This is a genomic window from Streptococcus oralis subsp. dentisani, from assembly GCF_002096685.1.
Lineage (GTDB): Bacteria > Bacillota > Bacilli > Lactobacillales > Streptococcaceae > Streptococcus > Streptococcus oralis_AD.
Genome location: NZ_NCVA01000041.1, coordinates 450,444 through 466,307, shown reverse-complemented (window position 1 = coordinate 466,307; position 15,864 = coordinate 450,444). Strand labels below are relative to the sequence as shown.

13 protein-coding genes, 1 tRNA gene and 1 pseudogene are annotated in these 15,864 nt (G+C 37.8%); all 15 read left to right on the top strand.

Annotation, left to right across the window (positions count from 1 at the left end; genetic code table 11):
- Positions 1-166: 166 nt before the first annotated feature.
- Positions 167-955 (top strand): GTP-sensing pleiotropic transcriptional regulator CodY, encoded by a 789-nt coding sequence (gene codY / locus B7705_RS09000; RefSeq protein WP_004246012.1) that lies wholly within the window; start codon positions 167-169, stop codon positions 953-955.
- Positions 955-1,530 carry a cysteine hydrolase family protein gene (locus B7705_RS08995; protein ID WP_084949078.1) on the top strand — a complete coding sequence of 192 codons (576 nt, stop codon included), beginning with the start codon at positions 955-957 and terminating at the stop codon, positions 1,528-1,530. Before codY ends, B7705_RS08995 begins: the two co-directional genes overlap by 1 nt.
- Before the next feature lie 80 nt (positions 1,531-1,610).
- Positions 1,611-1,696 (top strand) — tRNA-Leu (locus B7705_RS08990).
- 320 nt (positions 1,697-2,016) lie between these two features.
- The gene (locus B7705_RS08985; RefSeq protein ID WP_084949076.1) at positions 2,017-3,294 is read left to right on the top strand and encodes an ABC transporter permease; all 1,278 of its coding nucleotides are present in this window, start codon (positions 2,017-2,019) and stop codon (positions 3,292-3,294) included.
- A 12-nt stretch (positions 3,295-3,306) separates the two neighbouring features.
- A complete protein-coding gene (vex2, locus tag B7705_RS08980; RefSeq protein WP_000173738.1) occupies positions 3,307-3,954 on the top strand; it encodes an ABC transporter ATP-binding subunit Vex2 in 648 nt (215 codons plus the stop codon).
- A gap of 55 nt (positions 3,955-4,009) precedes the next feature.
- Positions 4,010-5,389, top strand: a complete 1,380-nt coding sequence (gene vex3 / locus B7705_RS08975; RefSeq protein WP_084949075.1) for an ABC transporter permease subunit Vex3 — start codon at positions 4,010-4,012, stop codon at positions 5,387-5,389.
- A 141-nt stretch (positions 5,390-5,530) separates the two neighbouring features.
- Positions 5,531-6,187: a response regulator transcription factor VncR gene (vncR, locus tag B7705_RS08970; protein ID WP_084949073.1), complete on the top strand. Its 657-nt coding sequence runs from the start codon at positions 5,531-5,533 to the stop codon at positions 6,185-6,187.
- Positions 6,184-7,512 (top strand): sensor histidine kinase VncS, encoded by a 1,329-nt coding sequence (vncS, locus tag B7705_RS08965; protein WP_084949071.1) that lies wholly within the window; start codon positions 6,184-6,186, stop codon positions 7,510-7,512. The genes vncR and vncS overlap by 4 nt, the downstream gene beginning before the upstream one ends.
- A gap of 139 nt (positions 7,513-7,651) precedes the next feature.
- The gene (locus B7705_RS08960; protein ID WP_001019005.1) at positions 7,652-8,533 is read left to right on the top strand and encodes a class II fructose-bisphosphate aldolase; all 882 of its coding nucleotides are present in this window, start codon (positions 7,652-7,654) and stop codon (positions 8,531-8,533) included.
- 421 nt (positions 8,534-8,954) lie between these two features.
- Positions 8,955-9,668 (top strand): DUF5986 family protein, encoded by a 714-nt coding sequence (locus B7705_RS08955; protein WP_084949070.1) that lies wholly within the window; start codon positions 8,955-8,957, stop codon positions 9,666-9,668.
- A 26-nt stretch (positions 9,669-9,694) separates the two neighbouring features.
- Complete coding sequence (locus B7705_RS08950) at positions 9,695-10,855, top strand: XRE family transcriptional regulator (RefSeq protein ID WP_084949068.1); 1,161 nt, start codon at positions 9,695-9,697, stop codon at positions 10,853-10,855.
- 60 nt (positions 10,856-10,915) lie between these two features.
- Positions 10,916-13,330: an nSTAND3 domain-containing NTPase gene (locus tag B7705_RS08945; protein ID WP_084949066.1), complete on the top strand. Its 2,415-nt coding sequence runs from the start codon at positions 10,916-10,918 to the stop codon at positions 13,328-13,330.
- Between the two features lie 244 nt (positions 13,331-13,574).
- Positions 13,575-13,736, top strand: a pseudogene (locus B7705_RS10125) (phosphoglycerate mutase); the annotation flags it as partial.
- 314 nt (positions 13,737-14,050) lie between these two features.
- The gene (locus B7705_RS08930) at positions 14,051-15,043 is read left to right on the top strand and encodes an ABC transporter ATP-binding protein (protein WP_084949065.1); all 993 of its coding nucleotides are present in this window, start codon (positions 14,051-14,053) and stop codon (positions 15,041-15,043) included.
- A 1-nt stretch (position 15,044) separates the two neighbouring features.
- Positions 15,045-15,863: an ABC transporter permease gene (locus B7705_RS08925; protein WP_084949063.1), complete on the top strand. Its 819-nt coding sequence runs from the start codon at positions 15,045-15,047 to the stop codon at positions 15,861-15,863.
- The last annotated feature ends 1 nt before the right edge of the window (position 15,864 follow it).

Below are 15,864 nucleotides of genomic sequence, written 5' to 3'. Positions count from 1 at the left end.
ATAATAATATTATATAAAAATCAAAACAGAATGTCAATAAAAAATTGCTATTTTTATAAAATATTTTTGCTTTTAAAAATTGCAATTCAATAAGCAATTTTCAGATAATTATTGAAATAAAGACTTTTCTATGTTATAATGGAAGCGATTATATGCGAGGTAAAAAATGGCACATTTATTAGAAAAAACAAGAAAAATTACATCAATTTTAAAACGCTCTGAAGAGCAGATGCAGGATGAACTTCCATACAATGCCATTACACGTCAACTAGCAGACATTATTGATTGCAATGCCTGCATTGTCAATAGCAAGGGTCGTCTTTTGGGCTACTTTATGCGCTATAAAACTAATACAGACCGTGTAGAGCAGTTTTTCCAAACCAAGACGTTCCCAGATGACTATGTACAAGGGGCAAACATGATCTATGATACAGAAGCCAATCTTCCTGTTGAACATGATTTGACTATTTTTCCTGTAGAGAGCCGTGCGGATTTTCCAGATGGTTTGACAACCATTGCTCCCATTCATGTATCAGGGATTCGCCTCGGTTCCTTGATCATTTGGCGTAATGACAAGAAATTTGAAGATGAGGATTTGATTCTTGTTGAGATTGCGAGCACGGTTGTGGGGATTCAACTCTTGAACTTCCAACGTGAAGAAGATGAGAAAAATATTCGTCGCCGTACTGCTGTAACTATGGCAGTCAATACCCTCTCCTACTCAGAACTTCGTGCTGTTTCAGCTATTTTATCTGAGCTAAATGGAAATGAAGGACAATTGACTGCATCTGTCATTGCAGACCGTATTGGTATTACGCGCTCAGTGATCGTCAATGCTCTCCGTAAGCTAGAGTCGGCAGGAATTATTGAAAGCCGTTCACTAGGAATGAAGGGAACATATCTCAAGGTATTGATTTCAGATATCTTTGAGGAAGTGAAAAAGAGGGACTACTAATGACAAAGGCTTTAATCTCAATTGACTATACAGAGGATTTTGTAGCAGATCATGGAAAATTGACAGCAGGTGCTCCTGCTCAAGCCATATCAGAGGCGATTGCTCAGGTGACCAGACTGGCTTTTGAACGTGGGGACTATATCTTTTTCACCATTGATGCTCATGAAGAGAAGGATACATTCCACCCAGAAAGCAAGCTCTTTCCACCGCATAACATCATCGGAACTAGTGGTCGTAATCTCTATGGTCCCCTAGCTGACTTTTATGCTGAACATGAGGGGGATAGCCGTGTCTTTTGGATGGACAAGCGTCACTATTCAGCATTTTCAGGAACGGACCTAGATATCCGTTTGCGAGAACGTCGAGTTGATACAGTCATCCTAACTGGAGTCCTGACTGATATTTGTGTTCTTCATACGGCTATTGATGCTTATAATCTAGGTTATCAAATCGAGATTGTCAAGCCTGCGGTTTCCTCCATCTGGCCAGAAAATCATCAGTTTGCTCTTGGACATTTTAAGAATACTCTGGGAGCCAAATTGCTGTATGAAAATCTGTCTGAAATTAAAGAATGATTCCCTTGGAAAAATGAAAAAAATCTGAAAAAAGTGTTGACAAAGATTTTGAAAGTTGATATACTAGTAAAGTAATCGACGCGGGGATGGCGGAATTGGCAGACGCGCAGGACTAAGGATCCTGTGACCGCTTTAGGTCGTGAGGGTTCAAGTCCCTCTCTCCGCATAGGATAAGAGTTAGCTTTGGCTAGCTCTTTTTGTTTTCCAAAGAAGGCTAGAGGCTACGTTTCGTATATCGAAAAATATTGGTATCAAGAACTGTTCATTCTATCAAGAATATCTTCAAATACTAATCAGAAAGATGTGACTATCATTTTTAAAATGAAGTAGATTTTTGATTGGTACTATTCCACATTATATAAGAAGGAAAGTTAGCACTTGCTAGATTTCTTTATTTTTTCAAAAAGTAAATCGAAAAATTTTTTTGATTTCATAAACATTTCATATTTGGATTTTATAATAGTCTTACAAATATGGAGGTGACAAATGAATCCAATCCAAAGAGCTTGGGCTTATGTCAGCAGAAAACGACTGAGAAGTTTTATTTTATTTCTGATTTTATTTGTCCTTTTAGCAGGAATTTCAGCCTGTTTGACTCTGATGAAGTCCAACAAAACAGTGGAAAGCAATCTTTACAAATCACTCAATACATCTTTTTCTATCAAAAAGATAGAGAATGGTCAGACTTTCAAGTTGTCAGACCTAGCATCCGTGAGCAAGATTAAGGGACTGGAAAATGTTTCTCCTGAACTCGAGACGGTCGCAAAACTGAAAGACAAGGAAGCAGTGAGTGGTGAGCAGATCGTGGAGCGAGATGATTTGTCAGCTGCAGATAAGAACTTGGTCAGCTTAACAGCTCTTGAGGATTCATCCAAGGATGTAACCTTTACTAGCTCGGCTTTCAATCTAAAAGAAGGGCGACACCTTCAAAAAGGAGATTCCAAGAAAATCCTTATTCACGAAGAGTTGGCTAAGAAGAACTCTCTTTCGCTTCATGACAAGATTCACTTGGACGCTGGTCAGTCTGAAGCTGGAAAAGGACAAACAGTTGAGTTTGAGATTGTCGGAATCTTTTCTGGTAAAAAACAAGAAAAATTCACAGGCTTGTCTTCTGACTTCAGTGAAAACCAGGTCTTTACAGACTATGAAAGTAGCCAAACCCTTTTGGGAAACAGTGAACCTCAAGTCAGTGCAGCACGCTTCTATGTAGAAAATCCTAAGGAAATGGACGGACTCATGAAGCAGGTGGAAAATTTGGCCTTGGAAAATCAAGGATATCAAGTCGAAAAGGAAAACAAGGCCTTTGAACAAATCAAAGACTCAGTAGCAACCTTCCAAACCTTCCTAACCATCTTCCTTTATGGGATGTTGATAGCTGGAGCTGGAGCCTTAATTTTGGTCTTGTCTCTCTGGTTGAGAGAAAGGGTCTACGAAGTGGGGATTCTTCTGGCGCTTGGAAAAGGCAAGAGTTCGATCTTCCTCCAGTTCTGTTTAGAGGTAGTTTTGGTATCACTTGGAGCTTTGCTTCCATCCTTTATCGCTGGAAATGCCATCACATCCTATCTACTCCAAACTGTACTAGCCAGTGGAGATCAGGCAAGCTTACAGGACACGCTGGCCAAAGCAAGTGGTCTATCAACCAGTCTCCTATCCTTTGCAGAATCCTATGTTTTTCTGCTCCTAATTAGTTGCTTGTCTGTAGCCCTTTGTTTCGTATTCTTATTTAGAAAATCGCCGAAAGAAATTTTATCATCTATTAGTTAAGAAGGAGAAATCATGACTTTATTACAATTGCAAGATGTTACCTACCGTTATAAGAACACTGCTGAAGCAGTTTTATATCAGATCAAGTATAATTTTGAACCCGGAAAATTTTATAGTATCATTGGTGAGTCAGGAGCTGGGAAATCCACTCTCTTGTCCCTACTGGCTGGTCTAGATAGTCCTGTTGAAGGTTCTATCCTTTTCCAAGGAGAGGACATTCGGAATAAGGGGTATTCTTACCATCGCATGCACCATATTTCTCTGGTCTTTCAAAATTATAATTTGATTGATTACCTTTCTCCACTGGAAAATATCCGCTTGGTCAACAAAAAGGCAAGCAAGGATACACTTCTTGAGCTTGGTTTGGATGAAAGTCAGATCAAGCGGAATGTTCTCCAGTTATCAGGTGGTCAACAACAACGTGTAGCCATCGCTCGCAGTTTGGTATCAGAAGCTCCAGTTATTCTAGCTGATGAGCCAACAGGAAATCTGGACCCTAAAACTGCTGGAGATATTATCGAACTGCTCAAATCACTTGCCCAGAAAACAGGTAAATGTGTGATCGTCGTCACCCACAGTAAAGAAGTGGCACAAGCATCAGATATTACACTTGAATTGAAGAATAAGAAACTAACTGAAACTCGCAATACTACAAAATAAGATGAGCTTGTTTTGATAGAATGATAAAAACGAATCAAATCTAGAAAGGAAACCTATGTTACACAACGCATTTGCCTATGTTACAAGGAAGTTTTTCAAATCGATTGTTATCTTCCTGATTATTCTCCTCATGGCGAGCTTGAGTTTGGTCGGCTTGTCGATCAAAGGGGCTACTGCCAAGGCTTCTCAGGAGACCTTTAAAAATATCACCAATAGTTTCTCCATGCAAATCAATCGCCGCGTCAATCAAGGGACGCCACGTGGTTCTGGGAATATCAAGGGTGAGGATATCAAAAAAATCACCGAAAATAAGGCCATCGAGTCTTATGTTAAACGCATCAACGCCATCGGAGATTTGACTGGATACGACCTCATCGAAACGCCAGAAACCAAGAAAAATCTCACTGCTGACCGTGCCAAACGGTTTGGAAGCAGTTTGATGATTACAGGTGTCAATGACTCCTCCAAAGAAGATAAGTTTGTCTCAGGCTCATATAAACTGGTTGAAGGTGAACACCTAACCAACGATGATAAGGACAAGATCCTCATGCACAAGGACTTGGCAGCTAAACACGGCTGGAAAGTTGGAGATAAGGTCAAACTGAACTCTAATGTCTATGATGCAGACAATGAAAAAGGTGCTAAAGAAACAGTCGAAGTGACAATCAAGGGACTCTTTGATGGTCACAATAAGTCAGCAGTAACCTACTCACAAGAACTCTATGAAAATACAGCTATTACAGACATTCACACTGCTGCAAAACTTTATGGATACACAGAAGACACAGCTATTTATGGGGACGCAACCTTCTTTGTAACAGCAGACAAGAACTTGGATGACGTCATGAAAGAGTTGAATGGCATCAGCGGTATCAACTGGAAGAGCTACACACTTGTGAAGAGCTCCTCTAACTACCCAGCTCTTGAGCAATCCATCTCTGGTATGTACAAGATGGCCAACCTCCTTTTCTGGGGTAGCTTGAGCTTCTCAGTTCTTCTCCTTGCACTCTTGCTCAGCCTTTGGATCAACGCCCGTCGCAAGGAAGTGGGAATTCTCCTCTCTATCGGTCTCAAGCAGGCAAGTATCTTGGGGCAATTCATCACCGAATCTATCTTGATTGCCATCCCTGCTCTTGTTTCTGCTTACTTCCTAGCCAACTACACAGCTCGTGCCATCGGAAATACTGTTCTTGCCAATGTGACTTCAGGTGTTGCCAAGCAAGCCAGCAAGGCAGCTCAAGCCTCTAACCTTGGTGGTGGTGCAGAAGTAGACGGCTTTAGTAAGACCTTGTCGAGCCTAGATATTTCTATTCAGACATCAGACTTTATCATCGTCTTTGTCCTTGCCTTGGTTCTAGTGGTTCTTGTTATGGCGCTTGCTTCAAGTAATCTCCTTAGAAAACAACCAAAAGAGCTCTTGCTCGATAGTGAATAAAAAACTTGCTACCTATTCTCCCCTAAATGGGGTATAATATAGGTAGCATTTTTATCTATTTCATCTTGATAAGGACTCTTCCTATCAGGATGAAACAGAGAAGATTTACAAGAAATTTAAAGGAATGTGAAACGTTTTTCTATGAAAATTTTAATTGTAGAAGATGAGGAGATGATCCGTGAGGGGATCAGTGACTATTTGACGGATTGTGGCTATGAAACCATTGAAGCAGCAGATGGACAAGAAGCTCTGGAAAAATTTTCCAGCTATGAGGTGGCCCTGGTTTTACTGGATATCCAGATGCCCAAGCTTAATGGTCTGGAAGTACTAGCTGAGATACGCAAAACCAGTCAGGTTCCTGTCTTGATGCTGACCGCCTTTCAGGATGAGGAATACAAGATGAGTGCTTTTGCTTCTCTGGCAGATGGCTATCTGGAAAAACCCTTCTCCCTGTCTCTCTTAAAAGTGAGGGTAGCTGCGATTTTCAAGCGCTACTATGATACGGGACGAATCTTTTCCTATAAGGATATCAAGGTGGACTTTGAGAGTTACAGTGCAAGCCTAGCAGGTCAAGAAGTGGCTATCAATGCCAAAGAGTTGGAAATTCTGGACTATCTGGTGAAAAATGAAGGACGGGCCTTGACTCGTTCTCAGATTATCGATGCTGTCTGGAAGGCGACAGATGAGGTTCCCTTTGATCGTGTCATTGATGTCTATATCAAGGAACTGCGGAAAAAGCTAGACTTGGATTGTATCCTCACGGTGCGCAATGTTGGTTATAAATTGGAGAGAAAATGAAACGAACAGGTTTATTTACAAAGATTTTTATCTATACCTTCTCGATTTTTAGTGTTCTGGTTATTTGTCTTCATTTAGCCATTTATTTTCTCTTTCCGTCAACTTATCTGAGCCATCGTCAGGAAACCATTGGCCAAAAAGCGACTGCTATTGCCCAATCCCTAGACGGAAAAGATAGGCAAAGTATCGAGCAAGTATTAGACTTGTATTCCCAGACTAGTGATATCAAGGGGGCCGTCAAGGGAGAGATGACTGAGGACAAGTTAGAAGTCAAGGACAACCTTCCCTTGGACACGGACCGTCAAACTACTTCCCTCTTTATCGAGGAGCGTGAGGTGAAAACGCAAGATGTTAGCACGATGACTCTCCAGTTTTTAGCGTCCATGGATTTGCAAAAAGAAGCAGAGCAGATTAGTCTCCAATTTCTTCCCTATACCTTGTTGGCATCCTTTCTGATTTCCCTCTTGGTGGCCTACATTTATGCTCGGACCATTGTTGCCCCGATTTTGGAAATCAAGCGGGTGACCCGTAGAATGATGGAACTAGATGCTCAAGTGCGATTACGTGTGGATTCCAAGGATGAGATAGGTGATCTCAAGGAACAAATCAATAGCCTCTACCAGCATCTTTTGACAGTTATTGCGGACTTGCATGAGAAGAATGAAGCTATTCTCCAGCTGGAGAAGATGAAGGTTGAGTTCCTACGAGGAGCTTCTCATGAATTGAAAACACCTCTGGCTAGTTTGAAAATCTTAATCGAAAATATGAAAGAAAATATCGGCCGTTATAAGGATAGAGACCACTATCTTGGAGTTGCCTTGGGGATTGTGGACGACCTCAGTCACCACGTTCTCCAGATATTGTCTCTTTCTTCTGTTCAGGAATTGCGAGACGAGAAAGAAGAGATTGACCTCCTTCATATGACGCAAAGTTTGGTCAAGGATTATGCTTTGCTCACCAAGGAGAGAGAACTTCAGGTAGACATTAACCTAACCCATCAGCAGGCTTACATAAACCCCTCTGTCATGAAATTGATTCTATCGAATCTCATCAGTAATGCTATCAAGCACTCCACTCCAGGTGGCTTGGTCCGCATCGGCGAGAGAGAGGGGGAACTCTTTATCGAGAATAGCTGTAGTCCTGAAGAACAAGAAAAGCTGGCACAGTCTTTTTCTGACAATGCTAGTCGCAAGGCCAAGGGTTCGGGGATGGGACTCTTTGTGGTCAAAAGTTTATTAGAACATGAGAAATTACCTTATCATTTTGAGATGCAAGATGATCGCTTGACCTTCTTCATACGTTATCCCAAAGTCACTCAGGACTAAGGAGAAGAAAGGGTTTACATTGATTAGGTTGGAAGAAATTCAATCTAAAGTATGGGAAAAACTAGCTTTTTTTGTCAAAAAGTGATAAAATGAACAATGTAAATGGGATGTCCCAAAAAATATATAGGAGGCCTGACAAATGGCAATCGTTTCAGCAGAAAAATTTGTCCAAGCAGCTCGTGACAACGGTTATGCAGTTGGTGGATTTAACACAAACAACCTTGAGTGGACTCAAGCTATCTTGCGTGCAGCAGAAGCTAAAAAAGCTCCAGTTTTGATCCAAACTTCAATGGGTGCTGCTAAATACATGGGTGGTTACAAAGTTGCTCGCAACTTGATCGCTAACCTTGTTGAATCAATGGGTATCACTGTACCAGTAGCTATCCACCTTGACCACGGTCACTACGAAGATGCACTTGAGTGTATTCAAGTTGGTTATACTTCAGTTATGTTTGACGGTTCACACCTTCCAGTTGAAGAAAACCTTGAAAAAGCTCGTAAAGTTGTAGAATTTGCTCACGCAAATGGTGTATCAGTAGAAGCTGAAGTTGGAACTATCGGTGGTGAAGAAGACGGAATCATCGGTGATGGTGAATTGGCTCCAATCGAAGATGCTAAAGCAATGGTTGCAACTGGTATCGACTTCTTGGCAGCTGGTATCGGTAACATCCACGGTCCATACCCTGCAAACTGGAAAGGTCTTCACCTTGACCACTTGCAAAAATTGACTGAAGCTGTACCAGGATTCCCAATCGTATTGCACGGTGGTTCAGGTATCCCTGATGACCAAATCCAAGCAGCTATCAAACTTGGTGTTGCGAAAGTTAACGTTAACACTGAATGCCAAATCGCATTCGCTAACGCAACTCGTAAATTTGCTCGTGACTACGAAGCAAACGAAGCAGAATACGACAAGAAGAAACTCTTCGACCCACGTAAATTCTTGGCTGACGGTGTAAAAGCTATCCAAGCATCAGTTGAAGAACGTATCGACGTATTCGGTTCAGAAGGTAAAGCTTAATCTAGCTGAACAATACAAATCAGAAACCTGCCCATGAGGGTGGGTTTTTTGGTGTTTGCTTTTATAGAGAATATACTTAAGACTACTACATCCAAAGTTGCTAAACGAATGTAATTTTTTACAATGATTCTAAGATTACCCTTAGCGAACGAATATAACAGCTTTACACCTGTTTTCAAAGGAGATCACTGCCTTTTCCAAAGTAAATTGGAACACCTAATTTTTAGGAATACAGAGTAGCTAAATTAATGATAGAACTTTCATTCAAAATAACAATATGATTTTTCTAGTTTCGTGATCTAAGTATTAAAAGTATCCAAATAGATAAGGGAGATAAAAAATTAATAATAAAAACCAAAAATAGTTGACTTTTTTAGAATAAAATCTTAAAATAAGACTATAAATTTCAAAGAGGTGTTCTATGGAAAATTTACCAACCCAAATCTTTAAGTTTGCTCAAGTATTTTCAACAAGTCGCAAGAAAGATATTGAGAAAATATTTTATGATAATGAGTTTGAAACTAAGAATAGTCTACCAATTTTAATTTGGGATTTTATTTATCGTGATATTGTAAACACCGCCAAAGTAAATGGTTTAATATCACCCACTATGTATATGGGCGCTCTGTGGACGGCAAGAGGAGTAATTATTGAGGGTGTCCTATATGTTTTTATGATGAAGAAAAGATTTGAAGATATAACTAATAAATACGAAAAGCGTCACTATCTTACTTGTATAGCACGTGCGAAAAATTCTCATTTAAATGGAAAAGAAGGCGGTAAACTATCCATTGAATTATTTAATGACCTAGATGATGATGGGATGAGCGATTCACAAATTGAACAAGCGAAAAAATTATTGGGAGATCATTATAATTCGATTGATGAGATTAGGGTTGTTACCTTTGATAAAAAAACTAAAGAAGTGATTGTTAATCAGGTAAATGCCTTTTGTGAATTTATTGATGCTGTAAATATCACAGAATTTGATTTTACAAAACTTGAAGAAGATGGACGTGGAAATAATCCTGAAAAACCTCTTGTTGCATTGAAATCTGACGTACAGAAACAATTGGAGTCCCAAAAGCATGTTAGTCTTTATGTTGAAAAAAAGGAAGAGAATACTAAATTATGATATTTTATATAAAACAGGTGTAAATAATGCTTCAGATTAGTTTTAATGGTGCTCGCTTAAAAGAGGCAAGACTTTTTAACAAAAAAAGTATTACTCAGATTGCAGAGTTTTTAAACGTTTCAAAACAAATGATTTCTAAATATGAAAAAGGACGAGCAACGCCAAGTGAAGAATCGTTAGAAATATTGGAAAAGAAATTAAAGTTTCCGAGAGATTTCTTTTTTGGAAATGATAATTTTAGCTTAAGTTCTACAGGCACATTTTTTAGAAGTCGTTACACAGCGACTCAAACAGAGAAAATGCCTGCAGAAATAAATAAAAACTATGTTGCTTTAATAAGAGATTATTTGGGAGAATTTATTGATTTTCCAAATCTTGACTGGGATCTTTCTGGTTTAGACTATACTCCACAAGAATACGCAAGCTACATAAGAGAGAAATGGGAACTTGGAGATAGACCAATTGATAACTTGTCGTTGTTGATGGAAGAAAAAGGTTTTGTTATTTCTAGAATAGATACTCAGAGTGATAAAGTTGATGCTTTTGGTTCAGCTGTTAAAGTAAATAATAATGAGTATTATGTTGTTATGTTAGAAGGGACAGAGTATTCATTCTATCGTCAGCAGTTTAGTTTAGCCCATGAATTAGGACATTGGTTAATGCATGAAAATTGTAAGTCGCCTCAAGACATGGGAGCAATTGAATATAAGCAAATGGAAGACGAAGCGAATGAGTTTGCGGCTGAATTTCTATTGCCAAAGGATTCGTTTAAAGCTTCTATCATTGGGCATGAAAATGATCTAGAGTACTACAGGTATCTAAAAAGAATTTGGCAAGTTTCAATTAGTATGATGATAATGCGTGCTAAGTCATTGAATATCATAGATTCTAATGAGTATACAAACTTGTATAAGAAACTTAGTTACAGAGGTTGGAGAAAAAATGAGCCCTTAGATTCAACAAAATTGATTAGCAATCCTCTATCTTTAAAACAGTCAGTAGAGCTATTAGTGGAAAATAGAATTGTGATGGACATATCTGCTGATATTTATAGAGTATACAATAAATTGTTGCCTAATTTTTTAATTGAGGATTTATGCGGCTTAGAGGCAGGATATCTTGATGAACTGAATGATAGATATCCAAATATTATTAGTCTTACTAAAGAAAGAATAAGAAGAACATAGAATAGTCCGAAGCATAATATGTGATTAAACATTTGTAGGGATTTTAGAATTAGGAGAACTATGGATATTGGTATTCGTGCTGATGGAATGACTACATCAGACTTTGAAAATTTTGCTATTGAGATTGTAAAGAAAAAATTTGAAAATAAGAGTTTACATGGATTTAAGGAAGGGAGAGATGCCGGTATTGATGGAATAGATGATATCAAATCTCCTACTCTTATTCTTCAAGCTAAACGGTGGCAGGTAACAAAAAATAAGACTACAGCTGTAAAACATTTAAAAGAAGAAATTGATAAAATTGCTCTGACGAAAGAAAAATATGGTTGGGTGACGGATTTTAAATATGTTATTGTTACAAGTATGGGGTTATCCCCTGCAAACTTAAAGGAGATTCGTGATTACGCAGATGAAATTATTCCTAATGCAATTCCGACCGATGATTATATTATTTACTCATCTACGTTAACCACTCTTTCTCAACAGAAAGAATATAGAGATGTTTTTATGGATTATGGATTGTTGGAGAAAGATATTTCAATTATCCTGAAGAGTGATCGACTGAAATCGGTAGAAGCAGAATCACAGGAATATTTTTCAGATTTTGATTCTAAATATTTTGTTGAAACGTCTTTTCTAGGGGAAGCATATCATATTTTACAAAGGGAACATATTGTATTAATTCAAGGACCAGCGGGAATTGGAAAAACAACAACTTGTTCAATGCTAGGAAATTTATTTTTAAATAATGATGATAATGAATTTGATGTTATTGTTCGTAGAGTCGAGGATATTAACGAGGTTCTCAAATTATATCATGAAGTTTATAGGGGGAGCGAAGATAGGAATCTTTTTGTAGTTTTTGATGATTTCTTAGGACGTAATAAGTTTGATGTTGAAGAGAGGATACTGCAAGATATAAGAAAACTATATTCCGCATCAACTTATACTAATAATCTCTTTATCTGTTTAAATTCTCGAACTCAAATTGTTCAAGATGCAACATCAATGAATTCTGAGTTTCAAAAACTAATAAATGAAAAGTTTTCAGAGGAAAGAAAATTTATTATTGATCTATCTAAGTACTCGGATGAAGAAAGAGCCCATATCTTTAGGAAAGTTTTTAAACGAAAAGCACACTATCTTGAAAACGATGACAAGAAAGAGCTTGTAGAAAAATATAACGATCTTATTGGACGAGATTGGACAAGAATTGTACAACATCGAAATTACTTTCCTAGGTTAGTAGAATTAATAGCAAATAATTTTAAGGATTCTAACGAAAATTTTTATGATTATGTAGTATATAATCTTGAGCATCCTAATCAGCTTTACAATAATTTATTTAACAATCTGAAGGATGAAGAAAAATATTTGTTATTTTCTTTATTACGATTCGATAGCTTCCCTATCAAAGAAGAGTGGTTGATAAACTCACTGCATGCTTTGAAACTTAATCCAATATTTGATTTTAAGAAATCGTTAAAAAAGCTTGATGGTTCATGGGTTACTTTTAAAAAAGAAAGTTTTGATGATGACAGTATGGTAGACTTTTTTAATCCTAGCATAATTGATTTTTTAAATGATAAATTAAAAGAGTATCCCAAAATAACTGAAGAAATAACTGAGAACTCTATTTACCTTCACCAATTATGTAAAGGGGTCGATGGTTATGTATGGCGTGAATTAAATGAGTCGCAGAATATATTTTTTAGTAAACTACTAGATGATTGGGAGTACTTTAAGGATAAAGATGATTTTATTGGCGAAAAAATCCTATCCATTATATATTTAAATCAATTTTCAAAATTTAAGACTGATTTTGAGGAGTTGCTGAGAATATATGATGGGCGTAATAATTTAAATATTTATCTGAATGGGTGGAGTGATATTATTAGTCAGATTTATTTTTCTGATAATAAAGCAATGAAAAGAGTATTTCTGAGTATTCTTGATGATAAAAGTGTTTTAGATAAACTAGTAAATAGTCCTTATCTTGGCTCGGAAGAACTAGATGCTATCGTAGATGCAATAAGTGAGATAATTTATGAGGTAAGTATAGCAGATGATGATTATCAAGAAGGTTCTTTAAAAGAGATGTACTGCTATAGCGTTTTTAGACAGAAAAAAATTGAGTTACTCCAAGATTATTTAGACAGTAGCAGCACTTTGGAAAAGGAAGACGTTGATTGTACTTATGACCCAGATGGTTTTGATTTGGATTGGGAAGTCGAAGAACAAATATCAGAATTTGAAAATAGAATAACAGAGAAGTTATTAGGAGGGGGCTATGAATGGGATGATATCTCAGTAGAAAATTTTGATTATTCAAGTTTACAATACCATCTTGAAGAATATTTGCAGTGGAAATATGATAGCATTTTCTACGAAGATGAAGCCTATGATAGATGGAGAGATTCTCAACTGGAAGAAAGGGTGACATTAGAAAGTATTTTAAACAAACCATTGTTATAGTTTAGAAAGTAAGGTGCTAGACTAATCTCAGAAGTCACTAGAATCTTTCAGACACAACCTATTTTTTGTACAATAATATTCTGAAAAAACTAAAATAATATAGTATTGGCTTTCTAGTTTCATTCTTGTGTTTTAGTCTCTACATTTGTATTTCACAAAATCAGTTTACAAAAGGAAAATGAATTAGTAACATCTATCAGTCAAAAATTTGTAGTTAATAGACATCTAATGAATGTCTATGATATCAGAAAAAACGATTTTACTTAGTTCATACGGGAATTTGATAGGAATACTACTTCATCACTTTGATTCCAGTTTTGATTATGAAAATTGGGAGTAGATGACCTTTCCAGATTGTTTTCTAATTGATAGAAATGGGATTGTGAAAAGAATTATGAAAGATTAGTTCTTTGATTAAATAGTGAATCATATAGGTCAAAATAGTTTGCTTTTTATAATTCGTAGCCTGCCCTTTTGGGCAGTTTTTTTGTGTTTTAAGGAAACGATGAACCCATAATTTTTGATTAAAGGTATTATTTTAAGAGAGAACTCTCCAATTTTATAATCCATAGGCAAACGCTTGCATTCTATTTTTTATTGGACTATAATAGGTTGGTATAAAGCCTTCTGTAATAATATTGAGAAGGTGTAGAAAGTAAGGATTTAGATATTTGTAGTCAAAAATACAACGTAGCTATTCCTTGCTATAGGGAGAGATTTATGGCAATGATAGAAGTGGAACATCTTCAGAAAAATTTTGTGAAGACAGTGAAGGAACCTGGTTTGAAGGGAGCTTTGCGCTCCTTTATTCATCCCGAAAAGCAGACCTTTGAAGCGGTCAAGGATTTGACTTTTGAAGTTCCCAAGGGGCAGATTTTAGGTTTTATCGGGGCTAATGGTGCTGGGAAGTCAACAACCATTAAAATGCTGACAGGGATTTTGAAACCGACATCTGGTTTTTGTCGGATTAACGGTAAGATTCCGCAGGACAATCGCCAAGACTATGTCAAGGATATTGGGGTTGTCTTTGGGCAACGCACCCAGCTATGGTGGGATTTGGCACTGCAAGAGACCTACACGGTTTTGAAAGAGATATACGATGTGCCGGACTCGCTCTTTCATAAGCGCATGGATTTTTTGAATGAGGTCTTGGATTTGAAAGACTTTATCAAGGATCCCGTTCGGACTCTTTCACTGGGTCAACGGATGCGGGCGGATATTGCGGCTTCCTTGCTCCACAATCCCAAGGTTCTCTTTTTAGATGAGCCGACTATTGGTTTGGATGTTTCGGTCAAGGATAATATTCGTCGGGCCATTACCCAGATCAATCAGGAGGAAGAGACCACCATTCTCTTGACCACTCACGATCTGAGTGATATTGAGCAACTCTGTGATCGGATTTTCATGATTGATAAGGGGCAGGAGATTTTTGATGGAACGGTTAGCCAGCTCAAGGAAACCTTTGGTAAGATGAAGACACTCTTCTTTGAACTGGTACCAGGTCAAAGTCATCTCCTTTCTCACTATGAAGGCCTGCCTGATATGACCATTGATAGACAAGGAAATAGCCTTAATATTGAATTCGATAGTTCCCGCTACCAGTCAGCTGATATTATCAAGCAAACCTTGTCTGATTTTGAGATCCGCGATTTGAAGATGGTGGATACGGATATTGAGGATATTATCCGTCGCTTCTACCGAAAGGAGCTCTAAGATGGTCAAATTGTGGAGACGTTATAAACCCTTTATCAATGCAGGGGTTCAGGAGTTGATTACCTATCGAGTCAACTTTATTCTCTATCGGATTGGCGATGTCATGGGGGCTTTTGTGGCTTTCTATCTCTGGAAGGCCGTCTTTGATTCGTCGCAAGAGTCTTTGATTCAGGGATTCAGTATGGCAGATATCACCCTCTACATCATCATGAGTTTTGTGACCAATCTTTTGACTAGGTCGGATAGCTCCTTTATGATCGGGGAGGAGGTTAAGGATGGTTCCATTATCATGCGTTTGTTGCGACCAGTGCATTTTGCGGCCTCTTATCTCTTTACTGAGCTTGGGTCTAAGTGGTTGATTTTTATCTCTGTTGGACTGCCATTTTTAAGTGTTATTGTCTTGATGAAAATCTTATCTGGGGAAGGTATTGTAGAAGTGCTGGGGTTAACTGTCCTTTATCTCTTTAGCTTAACGCTCGCTTATCTGATTAACTTTTTCTTTAATATCTGCTTTGGATTTTCAGCCTTTGTGTTTAAGAATCTATGGGGTTCCAATCTACTCAAGACTTCTATAGTGGCCTTTATGTCTGGAAGTTTGATTCCCTTAGCTTTCTTTCCAAAAATTGTTTCAGATATTCTCTCCTTCTTGCCTTTTTCATCCTTGATTTATACTCCAGTCATGATTATCGTTGGGAAATACGATGCCAGTCAGATTCTTCAGGCGCTTTTGCTACAGGTCTTCTGGCTCTTGGTGATGGTAGGCTTGTCTCAGTTGATTTGGAAACGAGTCCAGTCATTCATCACTATTCAGGGAGGTTAGT